The sequence below is a fragment of the Niabella aquatica genome, assembly GCF_054779315.1.
In genome coordinates, this window is record NZ_BAAGYM010000038.1 from 158,204 (window position 1) to 178,338 (window position 20,135).

11 protein-coding genes are annotated in these 20,135 nt (G+C 40.7%); 6 read left to right on the forward strand and 5 right to left on the reverse strand.

Features of this window, described 5'->3' with window-relative positions; all coding sequences use genetic code 11:
- Window positions 1-26: 26 nt before the first annotated feature.
- The gene (locus tag ACYVBM_RS20430) at window positions 27-1,754 is read left to right on the forward strand and encodes a RagB/SusD family nutrient uptake outer membrane protein (protein WP_460687555.1); all 1,728 of its coding nucleotides are present in this window, start codon (window positions 27-29) and stop codon (window positions 1,752-1,754) included.
- A gap of 54 nt (window positions 1,755-1,808) precedes the next feature.
- Window positions 1,809-4,850, forward strand: coding sequence for a SusC/RagA family TonB-linked outer membrane protein (locus ACYVBM_RS20435; RefSeq protein WP_460687556.1), 3,042 nt, complete (start codon window positions 1,809-1,811; stop codon window positions 4,848-4,850).
- 92 nt (window positions 4,851-4,942) lie between these two features.
- Here the strand turns inward: ACYVBM_RS20435 and ACYVBM_RS20440 are convergent, their stop codons facing one another.
- Window positions 4,943-5,602: a metal-dependent transcriptional regulator gene (locus ACYVBM_RS20440; protein WP_460687557.1), complete on the reverse strand. Its 660-nt coding sequence runs from the start codon at window positions 5,600-5,602 to the stop codon at window positions 4,943-4,945.
- Between the two features lie 174 nt (window positions 5,603-5,776).
- Here ACYVBM_RS20440 and ACYVBM_RS20445 point away from each other — a divergent pair, with 174 nt between their 5' ends.
- On the forward strand, window positions 5,777-5,983 hold the full coding sequence (locus tag ACYVBM_RS20445) for a hypothetical protein (RefSeq protein WP_460687558.1): 207 nt from the start codon (window positions 5,777-5,779) through the stop codon (window positions 5,981-5,983).
- Between the two features lie 22 nt (window positions 5,984-6,005).
- On the opposite strand, the gene ACYVBM_RS20450 is transcribed toward ACYVBM_RS20445, so the two are convergent.
- The 3 genes from ACYVBM_RS20450 to ACYVBM_RS20460 all read right to left on the reverse strand — a co-directional run bounded on the left by ACYVBM_RS20450 (window position 6,006) and on the right by ACYVBM_RS20460 (window position 10,499).
- Window positions 6,006-7,445, reverse strand: coding sequence for an arabinose isomerase (locus ACYVBM_RS20450; protein WP_460687559.1), 1,440 nt, complete (start codon window positions 7,443-7,445; stop codon window positions 6,006-6,008).
- Between the two features lie 48 nt (window positions 7,446-7,493).
- The gene (locus ACYVBM_RS20455) at window positions 7,494-9,038 is read right to left on the reverse strand and encodes a family 43 glycosylhydrolase (RefSeq protein ID WP_460687560.1); all 1,545 of its coding nucleotides are present in this window, start codon (window positions 9,036-9,038) and stop codon (window positions 7,494-7,496) included.
- 117 nt (window positions 9,039-9,155) lie between these two features.
- The gene (locus ACYVBM_RS20460; protein WP_460687561.1) at window positions 9,156-10,499 is read right to left on the reverse strand and encodes a DUF3863 domain-containing protein; all 1,344 of its coding nucleotides are present in this window, start codon (window positions 10,497-10,499) and stop codon (window positions 9,156-9,158) included.
- 510 nt (window positions 10,500-11,009) lie between these two features.
- Between ACYVBM_RS20460 and ACYVBM_RS20465 the strand changes: the two genes are divergently transcribed.
- The gene (locus tag ACYVBM_RS20465; protein WP_460687562.1) at window positions 11,010-12,332 is read left to right on the forward strand and encodes a sugar porter family MFS transporter; all 1,323 of its coding nucleotides are present in this window, start codon (window positions 11,010-11,012) and stop codon (window positions 12,330-12,332) included.
- Between the two features lie 20 nt (window positions 12,333-12,352).
- Complete coding sequence (locus ACYVBM_RS20470) at window positions 12,353-15,670, forward strand: tetratricopeptide repeat protein (RefSeq protein WP_460687563.1); 3,318 nt, start codon at window positions 12,353-12,355, stop codon at window positions 15,668-15,670.
- Between the two features lie 96 nt (window positions 15,671-15,766).
- On the opposite strand, the gene ACYVBM_RS20475 is transcribed toward ACYVBM_RS20470, so the two are convergent.
- A complete protein-coding gene (locus tag ACYVBM_RS20475; protein ID WP_460687564.1) occupies window positions 15,767-16,657 on the reverse strand; it encodes an AraC family transcriptional regulator in 891 nt (296 codons plus the stop codon).
- Between the two features lie 232 nt (window positions 16,658-16,889).
- Between ACYVBM_RS20475 and ACYVBM_RS20480 the strand changes: the two genes are divergently transcribed.
- Entirely contained in the window at window positions 16,890-20,105 is a 3,216-nt protein-coding gene (locus ACYVBM_RS20480) for a SusC/RagA family TonB-linked outer membrane protein (protein ID WP_460687565.1), read from the forward strand.
- Window positions 20,106-20,135 lie beyond the last annotated feature (30 nt).

Consider the following 20,135-nt stretch of genomic DNA (forward strand, 5'->3'; position numbering starts at 1 on the left):
GCTTTAAATAAATAAAAGGCATACGCATGAAAAGTATTCCATATAAAACATTACTTGGCATCACACTTGTTTTGGGGGCCTGTGCTAAAAACATAGAGAAGATCCCTTTGGAACTGAATACGATCGAATACATTTTTGATAAGGACGACTCGCTGGGTGTAAATGCAGAGAAGTATCTGAGCGGAATTTACTATAGCATTCCAAGGGGCTATAACCGGGTAGGAGGAAATATACTGGATGCCGCTACCGATGATGCTGTTTCGTCAGCCATAGGTAGTAACGATGTATATAGGCTGGCTACCGGGGGATATACTTCTTCAGCTTTTCCCTCGGACGAAAACTTTTGGGGCACTGGTTACGCAGGCATCAGGAAAGCCAATATTTTTATCAATAATATTGATGTGGTGCCGCTGAATAAGATGGTGGCGCCCGGTTTTCCTAAAAAGCATGCTTACAAGGCAGAAGTAAGGTTTATAAGGGCGCTCATGTACTTTGAACTCCTAAAACGTTATGGTGGTGTGCCGCTTGTTGGTGATGAAGTACGCGATCTCAAAGGCGATGTACAGTTGCCCCGCAGTTCATTCGGGGATTGTGTGAATTATATTGTTGGCGAATGCGACCAGATAAAGGACAGCCTGCGTACATTATCGCAGACAAAAGCCACAGGCGAATACCACTCGGTTACCAAAGGTGCCTGCCTGGCCTTAAAGGCACGTGTGTTATTATATGCAGCAAGCCCATTATTTAACGGCCAGAATATAGACGAAGGCAATGATAAAACGGGTTACACCAGTTATAATGCCAACCGCTGGAAGCTGGCCGCCGATGCGGCAAAGGAGTTAATAAACAGAAATGAATACAGCCTGTTGCCGGAGCTATTCTCCGATGTATTTATTACTGTAGATGGCATGAACAGTAAGATCAATAAAGAAGTGATTTTTGTAAGAGAAGATGGACAAAGTAAGAGTGTGGAGGTGAACAACGGCCCGGTAGGTTATGCGCCTGGTACAGCAAATGGAGCAACAAGTCCCACACAGGAGCTGGTAGATGCCTTCCCTATGAAAAACGGTCTTGGCATAAACGATGTAGGCTCGGGCTATGATGTAAGCAACCCTTACGAGAACAGGGACCCGAGGCTGGGTATGAGTATTTTTTATAATGGTCATTTCTGGCTTGGCACACAGCTCGAAACCTTCGAAGGCGGCAGAAGCCATCCCAACACATTAAACCAGGAAACAAGAACCAGTTATTATATGCGTAAGTTCCTGGGGCCTTTTGAAACCACTAATGATTTCGCCGATGTATATCACGATTTTATCCTGTTCCGGTACGCCGAAGTGCTGCTGAATTTTGCCGAAGCGCAGAATGAGTTTGCAGGCCCTGATGCTGATGTGTACCAGGCGTTAAAAGATATCAGAAAGCGCGCGGGTATTGAGGCGGGAGCCGGTGATATGTACGGGCTTAAATCGGGTATGACCCAAGGGGAAATGAGAGAAGCGATCCGGAACGAACGCCGTATCGAACTGGCTTTTGAAGAACATCGTTTCTGGGACATAAGAAGATGGAAAATAGCAGAAACCGTTGCCAATACACCATTGCATGGAATGAGCATTGTAAAAGGATCGTCGGGAAGGGTTACCTATAGCAAAACCCCGGTTTTTACACCGGTATTTAAAACCAGGCAGTACCTGTATCCCATTCCTTATGATGAAAAGGTTAAAAACCCGAAAATGGTTCAGAACCCGGGCTGGTAAATGTTCATTGTAATAGAAAAAAATTAATTAATAAACTGCTTTAATAGCTCTTATATGCATCGAATATATTTATTGATCCTTTGTTTGTTTTTTTCGGCAGTTGTTTTTGCCCAGAAAGGAACGGTATCAGGTACGGTTAAAAGTGAAACAGGGCCCCTCGAAAAAGTTTCTGTGACCATAAAGGGGCAGCCGGAGGGTACAGTAACGGATCAGGATGGCAGGTTTTCTATTGCAGTTGCGGATACCAACACGCTTGTTTTTACTTTAGTGGGATACATGCCTTTCGAGGCCCGTGCCGAACAGGGGAAAACGTTGGATATTGTACTTCAGCCCAACCAGCAGGGAATGGATGAAGTGATGGTAGTGGGGTATGGTACCAAAAAGCGGGTAACTGTTACCGGGGCTGTAAGCTCTATATCGGCCGATGCCATAAGAACCGTACCAACGGCAAATGTTCAGAATGCCCTTGTAGGAAGGCTTCCCGGGTTTTTCTCTCAGCAACGCTCGGGGCAGCCGGGTAAGGATGCTTCTGACTTTTTTATCAGGGGTATAAGCTCGTTAAATCCTGATGGAAACAAACCGCTCATTATTGTTGATGATATCGAATATACTTATGATCAGTTAGCGCAGATCAATGTAAATGAAATTGAAAATATTTCTATCCTGAAAGATGCTTCTACCACCGCCGTATATGGTATTAAAGGAGCCAATGGTGTATTGATTGTAACCACAAGGCGGGGTGTTACCGGCCGTCCCAGGATCAATGCCCGTGTTGAAGGCGGTATGCAAAGCCCCGTACGGAAGCTAAAATTCCTGGACGCTTATCACAGCGTTTTGCTCGAAAATGAAGCTTACACCAATGACGGGTTAAATGCTCCGTTCACACAGTCGGACCTGGAGCATTTCAGAACCGGTGATGATCCGTACGGGCATCCTGATGTAAATTGGTACGAGGCTATATTCAAGCGGTACTCGCAGCAAACTAATGCTAATATTGATGTGTCGGGAGGCAATGATATCATAAGATATTTTGTTTCCGGCGGCGGCTTCCTGCAAAACGGGGCATTGAAGGATTTTTCGGATCCAAGAAATGAGCTGGATAACAACTATTATTTTCGCCGGTATAATTTCAGAAGCAACCTCGATATTAAGGCTTCAAAAAGTTTGTCGGTAAGACTGGATGTTACTACAAGGTTTGGAGACGTAAACCAGCCGCATGCCCAGAATATCGTTTCGGAGATTTATAATTTTCAAAAGATACGACCTTATTCGGCTCCGTTCCTTAACCCCAACGGCAGTTATTCCTATGACCGCTATAATCCCGGAAACCTTTCCACGCTTAACGCGCGCCTGGCTAACAGCGGTTATTCAAGAGATAAAAGAACCGACCTGAACGTGCTGTTCGGAATCGTTGAAAAGCTGGATATGATCACTAAGGGACTGTCGTTTACAGGGCGTGTGGCTTATGCCAGTACCGAATCTGCAGCACGTCATTTATTCAGAGGCGGACCGATTGAGGGTTATTCTCCTCCATCGTACTACTACAATCCTGAAGATGGAAGCTATACTTTAGACCCGCGCGGGCAGTACCAGCTATCGGGATATACACTGCTGGGTATAACAAACGATTATAATAAAAATATCAACTTGCAGGGTAGGCTGGACTATGAGAAAGTATTTAAAGAGCATCATTTTACATCGATGTTACTGTATAACCAGCAAAGTGCTACCGATCAGAAAGGTGCTTCGGTTCCTAGCAAGTTTAAGGGATATAGTTTTAAATTGGGATACGATTATTTACAAACCTATATGTTTGACTTTGACCTGGGGTATAACGGATCCGACAGGTTCCAGGCCAGTAAGCGTTATGGCTTTTTTCCCGCTGTTGGTTTAGGCTGGAATATCAGTAAAGAAAGCTTCTTTAATATAAAAGAGATCAACCTGCTGAAATTACGCGCTACCTATGGTGTTGTAGGATCGGATGTTGTGGTGGGCAACAGGTACCTTTACTATCAGCGATACGAGAACGGGGACGGTTATCCTTTTGGAGAAAGCAGCATTAAAAGTTATGGGTCTGTTAAAGAAGGTGATCTGGGAAACCATAATGTAACCTGGGAAAAAGCGAAAAAGTTTGCTGTAGGTATTGACCTGAATATACTTAATGATAAAATAGCTGTAACGTTAGATTATTTCAGGGATAACAGGTTTGACCAGCTTATTCAAAGAGGATCTGTTTCGCAAATACTGGGCGTGGGTACGGCAAGGTTTAATATGGGAGAAGTGCGCAATAGTGGTTTTGAAGCAGACATATCCTATAACAACCATATAAATGACTTCCAGTACAATATAAGGGGTGTGCTATCCTATGCAAAAAATAAAATTATATTTCAGGATGAGGCAACGCCTGCATTTCCCTGGCTGCTGAAAACCGGCCACCCGATAGGGCAGGAGTTTGGATATACTTTCCTTGGATTTTACAAGGATCAGGCGGATATTGACAACAGCGCCAAACCATTGGTTCCGGTACAGCCCGGTGATTTTAAATACAAAGATCTGAATGGAGACGGCGTGGTTGATGAAAACGATATGGGCCCGATAGGTAAGCCTAATTTACCTAATACTACTGCAGGTTTAACCCTGGGCATGAATTACAAGGGTTTCAGTTTAAGTATTCTGTTCCAGGGATCGTTCGGTTATAGCTTTTATATTAAAGGCACAGGTATAGAACCTTTGCAAAGCCAGTTCCAACCCATACACGAGTTAAGGTGGACTCCCGATAATGCGGATCATGCGAAGTTTCCCAGGCTCACTACTAATCCCAGTTCAGTAAACAGCCCTTCGTCTTATCCGTCTGATTTCTGGCTGTTAGATGCGATGTACGTGCGCTTAAAAACTGTTGATATGGGCTATCAGTTGCCCAGTCGCCTGCTTCCTTTTAAGATCAATAATGCGCGTATATATCTGAGCGCCTACAACCTGATTACGTTTACAAATTACAATTTGTACCAGCAGGATCCTGAAGTAGCCGGTAATACGGCAGGCGATGCGTATATGAACCAGCGGGTGATAAATGTAGGTTTGCAGATTGGCCTGTAATAAGGTTTTGAGACAATTTGTATTTGTTATAACAAGTGTAGCAGGCGTTCCCTATATGGTAAATGTGCACCGCGCACGCTATAATAGTAATCTTACTTTTTAGATTGTACCAGCAGCTTATCGCATACCTTGCTGCTGAACATTTCCTTTTTTTTGCTGTAAGACACTGTCATGCTGTTGTCAAAATTTTCCCGCGATACAACGGTAATCGTAGTGCCCAATAGCAGTTTGCGGCTGTTCAAAAACTGAAGCAGTTCGTCAGAGGAATGGCCTATTGCCATAAGCTTAACGCTGTCACCTGCCTTGCAGTCGCTTAGCTTCTTATACTGCAGATCCGTTTTTATCTTTCCATGTATATCCGGTATAGGCGAGCCGTGTGGGTCTACTTCCGGATATCCTAAAAGCTCATCCATTTTATTAAAAAACAGCGGCGACTGTATGTGTTCTATCTGTTCGGCAATATCATGAACCTCTTCCCACCCGAACCCCATTTTTTCTACCAGGTACATTTCCGTCAAACGATGTTTCCGTATGATTAAAGCAGCCGTATGTTTTCCCTTGTCTGTAAGCTTTAACGGCTTATAACTTTCATACAATACCATTCCTTTCCCCGCCAGGCGTTTCATCATGCTGTTTACGGTAGGCATTTTTATATCCAGTTGCTTGCTGAGTTCATTTACGCTGGCCTCACCTTTTATGCTGGTTAAGGCATACAACACCTTCAGATAGTTTTCTTCTGTCTGGGAAATCATAAAACGAAAATACACCAGATTAATGCCTCCTGATGCAGAATGGTATAAAAATAATTTTATTAGATTAATCTAACTTATTATCGGGCTAACTGTTGACTACACGGGCAACCTGTATGGTCCCATGCGTTTGCCCCTGTTAAGCGAATGGGATCCACGCAGGGAATATGCACCCTGGTGGAGCATTCAGAATATTCAGCTGACCAAAAATACCAGATTCCGGAGGGCCACTCAAATAAACGTGCTTTAAATAAAGAATCTATCAAGCCGATATTTGAATATGAAGTTGATCCAAACGACTATTTAAACGCAGGTCGCTTGATTTTTGAAAATTTACCTATTGGGCTAGCAGTTAAGGGTGAAAAACGTTTCATAAAAATTTAAAACTCTTAGATTTCAAACTATGCTAACATATCTGAATGACTTGCATATTAAGAAGTTTACCCAGTTTTTGTATTTTTTTTGCAATATGCCCAACGCCAACTGCACAATGGTGCGCCGGTCCTTCATTGTTCCAGTTTTCAACAAATCTTTTTGCACCGATTGAAAACCGGTATCGGCTATTGGTATTGCCAATTTCTAAAATTGGGCCGGGTACTGATTCTCCTTCAGCACAAAGCAGCATGAGTGTGCCATCATTTCTTTCCACTACTGATAATAGAGTTACGGGGCCGTTTTTAACGGACATTTCAACTGAAAGCCCATTTCCTACTTTTCCGTGATAGACATTTAAGGGACGAACTTTTGTTTTGCCTTCTGCTATTTTAATATGGCCAGGGCCGTCGTGTCCCATCAGCACCACATCGTCATTATAGTCCATTGCATAATATTCTGTAAAGGATCCTCCTGCACCAAAACTATCTATGATTTTCATTGCCTGAGCATTCTTTACTTCATACTCGCCGGCAACAGGAATACCGCGTGCGGTAAGCAAAGAATTACCAAGTATAACAGAGCTCATAGTGTCCTGATTGGCATCACTACCGCTTCCCTTATGATAGTAAGCCATAGATCCAAGCTTATACTTTGCTACCAGCAAATCAAGCGCTATCGAGGTTTTTGCTGCTCGCTCCAGTTCTGCTAAAGAACAGTCATCTTGTATTTCAAATACCTCATAAAATTCCTCAACCCGTTGTTTGATTTCTGTATTACTTAAATTGTTTCGGAGTGCTGCCAGCTCATCTACCTCAATAATCTCTATATGGCCGCCGAAACACGAACAATGTAATGTCAGGTTAGAATAAATATCCAACATTCCGCTATAGTAACTGCCCATCAAACCCAGACGGTTGTGGTACATCGTAAAAGCAACCTTTGCTGCTTCTATCCAATCTTTCACTTCCTTCCATACAGAAGGATCATCCTGTAATACCCCTGTTATCTGGTAGAACGCAATATCTGACCGTTTAAATACACTGGCTATTTCAGGCACAGGACATGCTGAGCAATAAGCCAGCCACTCGCCAGTCATCTTTACCCGGTCTTTCATTATATTGAACTCCTGGTAGTTGATACTTGCTTTTGGTGAAAGATTCAATACAATCACTGGTACTTTTGCTCTTTGCACAACAGGTAATACCGTTGAAGAGAGGGCATAGGTAGTAACATATAGAAAAATGATATCTACATCATTTGTGCGGAATATACGCCCTGCTTCGAATGCCTTTTCGGACGTGTCTATTAATCCGGGGTTGATGACGGTAACTCCATTTTTTGCTATATTTCTTTCAACGATATCAAGATAGCCTTCGAGCTTTTCTTTTAGTCCTTCAAACTGGCGCCAGTAAGCCTCCAGGCCTATTCCGAATAAACCAACCTTAATATTATTCGCTTTTGTTTTATCCATTATTATACTTTTTGAGTTGGTCGTTGAGTCGTTTTTGGGCAACCGTTACTACTTTATAGAAATTACGTTAGTCTCCAATTGGATAGTTTTTTGGGGTAGCAAAGTGAATTGTTGTGCCTTTCCGCCTCGCCACGCGAGCGTTTCTCCGGGAGTGCTTGTTTCTTTCATAACGAAGCCGTAATTGCCGGTGGTAGTATTTGTACGTAATACCAACGAGTATACTTTACCTTTTACAACCTGAATCTCAGGATGGATAACTATCTTGCGGGGAGACCATCCGAGTTGCTCGGGTTTCAGGTATTTACTAAAAACAACATTACCTGTTGGTAATCCATTTTTATCTGTGTTATACAATTCCAACATAAGATCACTATCCGGATGATTGTTTTTAAACAACGTAATTGAAATATGATTTAATTTGCCCGATCGTCTTATGGTAAATGACTGTGCATAATGGCTATCATCTTTTATATCATCTTTTATGCTGAAACCATCAGCCCCTGTTTTGTTTTTAGATGATGCTGCTGACTGAGTTTTCTTCTTCATCAGGTAAGTCTCTGCACAGGCCAATGGTTTGATTGCACCGGTTTCAGTAAATTCCAAAGGCGCCCAGTAGTAATTCGCTAAGGCTTCATTCTTCGCTGCGTTATTCCACAGGTCACTACCATAGAGATAAATGATTTCTCCGTCCACCTTAAGTTTGGATACAAAAGAAGGCTGGCCACCACAAGAATTGTTACTGATACTTACCGGATCAGACCAGGGACCTAATGGAGATTCGGAGGTTTTGTAAGAACTGCCTGTTCCGGAACAGTATCCACAGTTAGGATCAGAATATACGACATAGTATAAATTATTTCTTTTGAACAGACATGGTGCTTCTGTTTTTTCTGCAGTAACTGATTTTACATGTTTTCCTGTGCCGGTTAAATAATCATCACTTAATTGTTCAATCATGATAACGCCATTGGCACGCCAGTCGGTATAAGCCAGGTAAGCTGTTCCATCATCATCGATAAAGGTATCATGATCGCCATTGTTGAGACCAGCAACCGGCATGTTAGCGTTAACAGCCAATTTAGGTTCTGCCACTTCTGAAAATGGCCCGGCCGGCGTAGGTGATGTAAACACGCGGTAACCTACTATATTGTCGTATACATTAATCCAAAGTACATACAATTTGGTTTTCTTATTGTAAATAACATGAGGACGATAACAACCATAGGTTTTGCCATTACACCTTCTTTGCCATATTGCTGTTTGAGCATCGAACAGAAACCCATTGTCTTTCCAATCTTTTAGGTTAGTAGAAGTATAAACTTTAAATCCGCAGAACGGGGCATCTTTATTTCCCCACTCGTAACCGCAGTTATAACTTGTACCATAAAGATAATAAACGCCATTAAATTTAGCAATCTCTCCGTCGTGTGCATCGACTGCATTACCTAACAAATCAAACTTAACCAGTTGTCTGCCACCTTTATCAAAATTGATGATTTGACCGGTTAGTTTTAACTGAACCGGGAATATTCCTAGTAATAAGAAGATACTTTTTACAGATATTATTTTGTAATTAAATATTCTAAACGTCATGGGATCTTTTGTATGATAAAAAGTGAATAGATTTCTCTAAGAATGTTCTAATAAATAAGCGCTTCGGATATCTGTATCCGATTTTTAAGTATAAGCGGCCGATGAAAAACTGTAAGATTATTTAATCAGGTCTTTGTATTGCTTGCTTATCAGGTTTCGTGCTTCTGCAGATAGCGAATCAATCGGGACCGGACGATCCTGTGGTCTTGTTTGCTTTTGATTGATCAATCCTAAAAGACTCCATCGGCGCGTCATTTCCGTAGGTTCTGCTGCGGGAGTTTTGTAATTTGTAAAGTCGATTACCTTTTCGGGAGTTTGCCCCGCCAGATCTTTCAATAGCGCTAAACGAAAATCTTTATTCATGAACCATTTAATTTCCTTATCTGCATCCGAACCTCCTATGCCTGAGCCTTTCTCTACAAACCGGTAATTGAAACTATTGCTTTTATAATGTTTTCTCCAGATTAAGCCGAATTCACCCTGTGTTATTAACCTGGTATCGGGCCAACGCTTCCGTATAGCAGCCAACCAATCTTTCAAATAGGCCACATCGTAAGGCAGGCAAAGTTCCCAGCAGTTAGTTACCCATCCAAAACCATTGAGCTTAAACCCCTCATCAAAATGAATGGCAGTGGTATGCATCATTTCTCTTAATCCCTTTTCCTTTCCATGCTTACCGATGGTTTCTATCGGTCCTACTCCCATACGGCTGTTAAACCCTTCTGCAAAACCAGCCCTTCTGCCGGCAAGAAAGTCAATCGACCAGCCATCCAGGTTTACACAGTCAATAAAATCTGACTTATTTTGTGCCGGTTTACAAAAGTGCTCTTTGGAAGGATAAAATGGATAAGCAACCGAACCATCCCCATCCTGGTTATCAATATTGAACTGGCTCCAGATATTTCCCTGGCATACATGTATACCTTCTTTTTCAGCCAGGTATTGCTGGTTCTTCGATGACAAAAATCCGGCTACAATACTCTTGGGCCGGTAACCATTCCCAACCATTTTTGTTATGATCTGCAAGGCATCATGAATATCCCTGTTCACCTGATCGGTGGTATTATATGCATTAGCAAAGTAAGCACCGGGTATAAATGTAACATCGTCTCCATATTTGTAGTGATAATCAACAACAAGCTTTCTTATAGCCCGGTAATCAGCGCTGGTATCGTTTAAGGCAAGCCAACTGAAAGACCAGGTCATTTTTCCTCCAGGAAAACCTTCCGTTACAGCATTTCTATATGCGGCTACTCGTTCAGGTGTGTGAAGCGCCCGTTCATCTTCTCCTACATTCCGTGTCCTGGAAACTTCTATCTGGTTTACCCGGATTACGGTATTGAGGGTTAGGAAACGATTCCCCATCAGGTCATTTCCGGACCCGGTTTTCGATTTTTGCCCAAAAGCGGCTACTGTTACCAGTAGAAAAACAATATTGAGCTTGATTGCCTGCTTATACATAGTTGTCATTTTTTATTGTCTGGTTCGATTAAAGAAAAGAGAAGAGAAGGAGTGGTAAGCTCTTTCTGCATTAAAGGCAAGACGCACACAAACCTGGTTCGGGCCAGAGGCCTGAGGCAGATTTGTTTTCAAAAATAAAGAAGAGAATGATCTGACACAATAGACGTTGTTACGGTATAACTGGACTAAATAACGATAATAACTACTTGTATTTTATATAAGCGCTATGCTGATTGGGGCCATTTTAACTATAAACAGAATTGATAATAAATTATTTAATCCAGCTTTATCATCACTTTCTCTATTTTTTAATAATTCGTTAGATGCCAACTTTGGCATGAAAGAAATTATTTCAATATTAACGCAAAAGTTAATGAGGGTAATTGCATGGCTCACTTGTAGCAGTTTGTTATTAGTGATTGCGATCCTTCAAAAAATAAAAGTAGTTTTAATAGAGTTATAAGATAGATTTTTAAAATTTTAATTCCGTTGGGTGTGAAAAAATAAAATATGAAATTTGATAATAGATACATTCTTGGCATCTCTTTTATTTCTGCTTTGGGCGGGTACCTCTTCGGCTTTGATTTTGCCGTTATTGCAGGGGCATTACCTTTTCTGCAAAAGAAATTTATGTTAGATGCTTATTGGGAAGGGTTTGCAACCGGCAGTTTGGCACTTGGAGCAATGCTCGGTTGTTTATTTGCCGGAAGAATTGCGGATAAATATGGCCGTCGCCCAGGCTTACTATCAGCAGCCGCTGTCTTTGCTGTTTCTTCTATACTAATGGCGTTTTCGCCAACAAGAAATATTTTCATCACTGCAAGGTTTATATCAGGTGTGGGAGTAGGTATGGCCTCTATGTTATCTCCTATGTACATTGCTGAAATATCACCTGCACATATGCGCGGAAGGATGGTGGCAATTAACCAGCTAACGGTGGTTATAGGAATTTTAATTACCAATTTAGTAAACTATGCTTTAAGAGATATAGGCGAAGATGCATGGCGATGGATGTTTGGTTTGGGTGTAATTCCTTCAGGATTATTTTTACTCGGTGCGTGTTTTTTGCCTGAAAGCCCGCGATGGCTGTTGAAAGAAAAACGGGATGACCAAGCCGAAAATATTTTGAGAAAAATTGGCAATGAGGCTTATGCGAACGAATCCATAAACAAAATAAAGAAATCCTTAAGTGGTATAATAAAAGTAAACTATGGAGAAGTGTTTTCTAAAACATTTCTGCCTGTAACGCTTATTGGTATAGGGTTAGCTGTATTTCAGCAATGGTGCGGCAGCAATGTTATTTTTAATTATGCGCCAAAGATTTTTGCAAGCATCGGCGCATCGCAGGACGACCAGTTAATTCAAACGGTTTTTATAGGCGGTATTAACCTGGTATTCACTATTCTTGCTATGTTGCTGGTGGATAAAGCAGGACGCAAGCCATTAATGCTTATTGGTGCAGGAGGATTAACAATTTTATACATTATTATCGTAAAACTATTAGGAACCAATTCTTCGTCGGTTTCATGGTTTATGATGGCTGCAATTGGTACTTATGCAATGTCGCTGGCCCCGGTGACCTGGGTATTGATTGCCGAAATTTTCCCTACAAAAATCAGGAGCGCAGCTATTTCTATTGCAACTATTTTTTTATGGGGCGCCTATTTTCTGCTAGTCTTTTCATTTCCTCCTTTGTTTGAAAAATTTAAAGATCATACATTTTATATCTATGCGTCTATATGTGCTTTGGGTTTTATGTTTGTATTATTAAAAGTAAAAGAGACCAAAGGTAAGTCGCTGGAAGAATTAGAAGAAAATCTGGTTGGGCATTAAATAAAATTAAAGAACGATATATGAATCAGTCTGTAAGGGTTTGGGAGGAAAAAGTCAAGATACCGACATACGAAACGGGTAAGCCTGATAAAAACCCTATGTTTTTTGAAAAGCGTGTTTATCAGGGTAGCAGTGGAGTGGTGTACCCAAATCCCGTGATTGAAAAAATTTATGATGAGAAAACTGACAAAGAATACATAGGTTTATACTTAGAGAATAAATTTCTTAAAGTGATGATCCTGCCTGAGCTCGGCGGCCGCATTCAAATGGCTTATGACAAAATAAAAGAGCGCCATTTCATTTATTATAACCAGGTAATTAAACCTGCGCTGGTTGGTTTAACCGGTCCATGGATATCAGGAGGAATTGAGTTTAACTGGCCCCAGCATCATCGTCCAAGCACATTTGAACCTGTTGACTTTATGCTGGAAGAAAACGTTGACGGTAGTAAAACCGTATGGATAAATGAAGTAGAAAAGATGTTTCATACCAAATCAACTGTTGCTTTTACATTATATCCGGATACTGCATATATTGAAATTAAAGCAAAGCTGTACAACCGCTCCCCGTTGCCACAAACGTTTTTATGGTGGGCAAACCCCGCCGTTAAAGTGAATGATGATTACCAATCCGTTTTTCCTTCGGATGTAAATGCTGTGCTCGATCACGGAAAGCGGGACGTGTCTGCCTTTCCCATAGCAACTGGAACCTATTATAAGGTTAATTATGCGCCGGGAACGGACATCTCCATGTACAAAAATATTCCTGTTCCGACTTCGTACATGGCAATCAATTCTGATTACGATTTTGTAGGAGGTTATGAACATGATACACAGGCAGGTTTATTACATGTGGCCAACCATCATGTGTCACCAGGCAAGAAACAATGGACCTGGGGGCATAGTGATTTCGGACAGGCCTGGGACCGGAACCTTACAGATGAAGACGGCCCATACATTGAATTGATGACGGGCGTTTATACCGATAATCAACCTGATTTTACGTGGTTACATCCTTATGAAACCAAGGTTTTTACGCAATATTTTATGCCTTATCGAGAGCTGGGCGTAGTAAAAAATGCGACAAAGGATGTATTGGTTTCTGTAAAAAATGAAGCCCGAAAGTTATTACTGAATGTATATGTAACATCTGAGCAAAAAGAACTTCAAATAGCTGTATTCATTAATAATGAAAGGGTATTCGACGAAACTGCAACTGTTTGTCCCGAAAACGTTTTTAAAAAAGAGTTAGATCTTGATGAGCCATATGATGAAGGCAAAGTCAAAATTGTTATCAGCTCAAAGACCGGACAGGAATTATTAAAATATGAGCCTTCCCTGAATAAGCAGAACGATATTCCGCAACCTGCGCAGCCTGCGTTACAGCCCGAAGAAATCAATTCCTGTGAGCAACTATTTTTGACGGGCCAGCATTTAGAACAATATCGGCATGCTACATATAACCCTGTTCCATATTATGAAGAAGCATTGAAAAGAGATACAACAGATATGCGAAATAATAATGCTTTGGGATTGTGGTATCTGCGTCGTGGAAAGTTTGCAAAAAGCGAACCTTATTTTCGCACTGCCATCAAAACCCTTACACAGCGAAATCCGAACCCTTATGATAACGAACCTTATTATAACCTGGGATTAAGTTTGAAATACCAGGGCAGCATTGATGAAGCTTATAATGCTTTTTATAAAGCAGTATGGAGTTCTGCCTGGAAAGATATTGGTTATTTGTCCCTGGCTCAAATTGATATGCTTCGTGGTAATTACGCATTAGCTCTGGAACACTCAACTTATGCAATTGACAACAATGCAAACAGCAGTAAAGCTTATGTATTGAAAACTGCCGCAGCAAGAAAGTTGAGTTTATTGAATGATGCTAAACTCACTTGCCATACGGGCTTGCAACGCGATAAGTTCAATTTAGGTCTATGGTATGAATCAAGTTTACTAGATAAAGATGTTGCTGATATACATATCAGTCAACTAAAAAAACTGGCTCGCAATGACCCGAGAAATTTTATCGAGTATGCATTGGACTATTCAGATGCGGGGTTGTTTAAGGAAGCTGTTTCATTAATAAATCTTGCATTGGAAAATAGTAAATACCCGATGCTGTATTATTACCTGGCATACTTCCATAATCATTTGTTTAATAAAAAAGAAGTGTTGGGTTGCTTACAACACGCGGCTTCGGCAGACGCTTATCTTTGTTTTCCCGACAGATTGCAGGATATAGGTGTTTTACAATTTGCTATTGAAAATAACGCTGCTGACTATAAAGCACCATACTATCTTGGTAATTTGTTTTATGATAAGCGTCAGTATGATGATGCGATTAAATATTGGGAGCTTTCTGAAAGCAGGGGAGCGGATTTTGCAACGGTTTATCGTAATCTGGGTATTGCTTATTTCAATAAAAAAAATGACAGAGACAAAGCATTGGCTTATTACGAGAAAGCATACTCTTTAGATAATACAGATGCTCGCGTGCTTATGGAGCTTGATCAATTGTACAAAAGAATGAATTACCCGGTTGCAAGAAGGTTGTCTTTCCTGGAAGAAAACGCTGATGTGGTAACTGAAAGAGATGATATTTATTTAGAGAAATTGTCCTTGTATAATTTTAAAGGTGATCACGCAAAAGTACTACAGTTGATAGCGTCCAGGCAATTTCATCCATGGGAAGGCGGCGAGGGAAAAGTAACCGGTCAGTATTTATATGCGTTAGTGCAATCTGCCAGAAAGGAAATTGAACAAAAGAACTATGATGTAGCTATTGGATTATTAAATATGGCTAAGAAAGATTCTTATCCTCATAATTTGGGCGAGGGGAAATTATACGGTATGCAGGAAAACGATGTTTATTATTGGCTTGGGGTTGCGTATGCAGGAAAAGGGGAGGAGGAAAACGCTAAAGAAGCATTCATAAAAGCAAGTTCAGGTTTGGGTGAATTGTCTGCAGCTATTTATTATAACGATCAGCAGCCTGATAAATTTTTCTACCAGGCAATGGCCTGGAGAAAATTGGGAGATTCAGATAAGGCGGATAGAATGTTTGATAAATTAATCCAATATGGAGCCGCTCATTTTAATGACGAAATAAAGATTGATTATTTCGCTGTTTCTTTACCGGACCTTTTAACCTTTGATGATGATTTAAATCTCCGAAATAAAGTACATTGTTCCTACCTGCAGGGGTTAGGCAATTTAGGTTTAAGTCATTACGTACTGGCAGAAAAGGCTTTCCAATGGGTTTTGGAAAACGATGCAGCACATCTTGGCGCTAAACAACATTGCCAGCTTATACCGTCGCTTACACGTTAATAAGAGTAATTCGCTTAAGGCAATCTTTACATTCAAATATATTTATTACGGTATTCTTTATGCATATACCATATGAAGCTATTTAACAGCGAACATTTATTTAGCGAAGGTGAGCGATTGGCGATAATACTTTGGAGAAAATCCCATGGTCTTTCTAAAAAGCCTTGTAAAATAAAAAGGGTCTGCCATTCCTAATTTAGATGCAATTTCATTGATGCGTAAATTGGTGAACTGTAAATATTGACAAGCCTTCTGTATTTTTAATTGGTTAAAATATTCGATCGGTGAAAATCCGGTTTTATTTCTGAATCTGTAGCTAAAATGACTGGCAGAGTAATTCACATGTGTGGCAAAATCTGATAAAGTAAGGTTCTCTCCAATATGATTTCTCATATGAATAATTGTTTTTTCAAAAAACTCATCTGTATCATCTTTTAAGCTGGAATATAATCTATCACTAAAGAGAAAGCTAGACACGAACTGGAAAAACAGCACATTGACAAACACCAGATTATCCTGACTGTAACCTTTTTCCAGGCTGGCATATAGCGTATTAAAAATGTCTATCCGTTCTTCTACAAATCCAACCTTAGATTTGTGAGAAGCATATTTATTAACGATGGCCTGAGCCAGGGCGTCAGCCTGTTCGCCCTTAAAATGACACCAATAAATAGTCCAGGGATTTTTTTCATCACTTTTATAATAATGAGGTGTATTGCTGGGTATTATAAAATAATCTCCTGGCCCTATAGTATAGTTATTTGTTTGTATGGTTACTTCTCCGGAGCCGGCTATGCAATAGATTAATATATTTTGTGCACAACCGAGTGGCCTTTTTCTAAAATGAAACATTGCTTTTGGATAGTGCCCGATATCTGTGAAATAAAACCTGTTTATGATTTGATTAGGCAAACAAAATTTATGAATGACGGACTTGGGTAATACAATCGCCCGCTGGCCATTGAACCCATCTTTTTTATAGTTCATATTCGCAAGATATAAGATCAGTTTAAAGTTAATCAATTTGTGATATGGTCGCACACATTTATAATAAGGGTACAGTTATTTTCTCTTCAACGCGTTTTTGTATGTAATGGTATAAAGAACCTGCTAATTCGATGAATCGTCCATACGAAACATAGGTTTATCCATTTACTTTTTTTGATAAAAATCCGTTCTTGTGGAAAATTTTAAACCACAATTTAAAAATTGTTTTGCCATGTTAAAAAGACAGATTTTGCTGCTTTTACTGTTGTTTCTATTTGGTATTGCTGATCCCTCAAACTGTTTATGCGCTCAAAAAAATAAACACATTATAACGGTAACGGGAAATGTAGTAGACTCACTTAATAATAGCCTGATTGGTGTAACTATTGCCACTCCTGGCAGAACAACCACTACCGATGCAAATGGAAAATTTGTGATAGATCTCGAAGAAGGAACTCCAATTACCATTTCGATGATTGGTTATGAATCACAGGTAATTGAAACTACTTCACAAACGAAAGAATTACTGATAAAGCTTATGGTATCCCGAAGCCAAATGGAGCAGATTGTAGTAACTGCTTTTGGAAAGAAACAAATGAAAGAAGCTGTTGTTGGGTCTGTATCTACTATTGAACCGGGTAAGCTGGTTACGCCTGCCAGTAATTTAACAAATGCTTTAGTGGGACAGGTGGCGGGTATAATAGGTTTTCAGCAGAGCGGGCAGCCGGGATTGGATAATTCAAATTTTTTTGTCAGAGGCGCTACTTCTTTTGGATACAGACAAAACCCCATTATTTTAATCGACAATATAGAATTGTCTATGGATGATTTAGCCCGCTTACAGGTAGACGATATTGCCAGCTTTTCCATATTGAAGGATGCCAGTTCCACTGCCTTATATGGGGCAAGAGGCGCCAACGGTATCATACTGGTAACAACTAAAAGGGGGAAGGAAGGAAAGGCGCGGGTTGATTTAAGGATTGATAATGTAGTATCTGAAGCCACTCAGATGATTAAACTGACCGATCCGATCACCTACATGAATGTGTATAATGAAGCCGAACATGCCCGGCCTCCTTTTAAGCCTGATTTTTTTACCGCGGATAAGATCTACAATACTCAGCGAACCTTGGACGGGGCACCCGGTAGCAATGCTTTTATTTATCCTGCTGTGGATTGGTTGGATCTGATGTTCAAAAAGAGGACAAATAATTTTAAAGGTACAGCCAGCGTAAGCGGCGGCGGAAGTAATGCCCGGTACTTTGTTTCAGGAACCTATAATGTTGATAATGGAAATTTAAAAAAGAGTCCTCTCAACGAATTTAATAACAATGTGAGTTTTAAAACCTATCAATTGAGAGGCAATACAGATGTGAATCTGACTAAGAGCACTATACTTTCGCTCGATCTTTGGGCGAATTTTAATGAGTATAGCGGACCTATTACCAATAATGCAAGTTTCGCAACCGATCTGTATGCACAGGCCACCCATACAAGCCCTGTACTATTTGCCCCTGTATACGATCCAGATGAGGCCAATAAGCTTCAAAAGCATATTTTATTCGGGAACGGGTCTAATGATGCAGGCGGAGGGTTACAATATTCTAATCCCTATGCACAAATGCTAAGGGGATTTAAAACTTTTTCGACGTCTACAATGCAGGCTACTTTACAATTGAACCAGAAACTTGATTTTATCACCAAAGGATTGTCTTTTAGCGGCTTTTTTAACGCAAACCGGTATTCCTATTTTGATTATCAGATGGCTTACAATCCTTTTTATTATACAGTATTGTTACCGGCTGGCTATGACAAAGAAACAAATTCTTATTCGCTCACGTGGCTGAATTCGGCTCCCGGCCAGGCTACCGAATATCTTACTTACTATCCCGGCAATAAAGAGGCGTCTGCCCGCGTTCATTTTCAAGGCAGTCTTAATTATTCCCGAATCTTTGGAGACCATAAAATTGATGCTGACCTGGTAGGTATTCGCATGCAAACGCTGAATGCAAACGGCAGAGATCCCAGTACGGGACAGCCCAGCCTGCCTTACGCATTGCCTTACAGGAATTTAAATTTTGCCGGCAAAGTAAATTATACGTATCGCAACAAATATATTCTGGAGCATGGTTTTGGGTATAACGGAACTGAAAGATTTGCAAAAGAAAACCGTTTCGGATATTTCCCTACGTTTGGCGCGGCCTGGCTTGTTTCTAGGGAGCGCTTCTGGACCGATAATTTATCGGAAATCATAAGCTCGCTGAAGTTGAGTGCCACTTTTGGATCGTCAGGAAATGATAATATAGGCTCTCAGCGTTTTTTTTACCTGTCCAATGTTAACCTTCAGGGCGGAGCTTCAGCAGTTTTTGGAACCAACAATGGTTACTCTAAGCCTGGGGTAGCGATTAATAATTATCCCAATCCTGATATAACCTGGGAGCGTGCAACCGGATTGAATTACAGGTTAGATATGACTTTCGCCCGGAAATTCGATTTTATCGCAGAGTATTGGACGATGAAGAAAAAAAATATCCTGCTCACGCGTATTGTACCGCAATCAACAGGCCTCGAAGCAGATATTGTAGCGAATCTCGGCGCTGCCCGGTCATCGGGATTAGATTTGACAGGAAATTATACCCAATCTTTTTCAAATGGCCTGCTAGCTCAGTTCATGTCTAACTTTACCTTTTCGCAAGGAAGGTATACCACTTATGAAGAACCTAATTATTTAGAATCTTACAGATATAAAAACGGAACGATACTGGGCCAGCCGTTTGGCTATATTGCAGAGCGGCTTTTTATAGACGATAAGGAAGCCGCATCCTCGCCCGAACAGAAATTTGGTAGCGGCTCGGTACTGGGCGGAGACATAAAATACAGGGATTTAAATCATGACGGAAAAATTACCGTTGCAGACCAGGCGCCTATTGGCTTTCCTCTTACGCCGCAAATCGCGTATGGCTTTGGTTTTAGTCTTAGTTATAAGGGGTTCGACCTGAGTTCAAGATTTCAGGGCTCTGCAAGAACTTCATTTTTTATAAGCCCCCGGGATGTTAGCCCTTTTATTGTGCCAGGGGGAGGCATTTCGGGTCAAACTTCGCTGCTTCAGGCCTTTGCTGATGATCACTGGTCTGTTAATAATCAAAATAGCTACGCATTGTATCCCAGGATGGCAACAAATGCTGCACTCATAGAAAATAATCTGCAGCAAAGCACCTGGTGGATAAGGGATGGGAGTTACCTGCGTTTAAAAATGGCAGAGGTCGGGTACTCAATGCCTGCAGGGTTGTTACAAAAAATACATCTGTCTAAATGCCGTATTTATATCAGTGGTACCAACCTTGTCAATTTTACCGGCTTCAAATTGTGGGATGTTGAGTTAGGCGGAAACGCATTTAACTATCCGTTACAGCGGCAATATAACCTGGGTATCAATTTAGGATTATAAGATTTCATTAAACCATATCAAAGCTTAGCA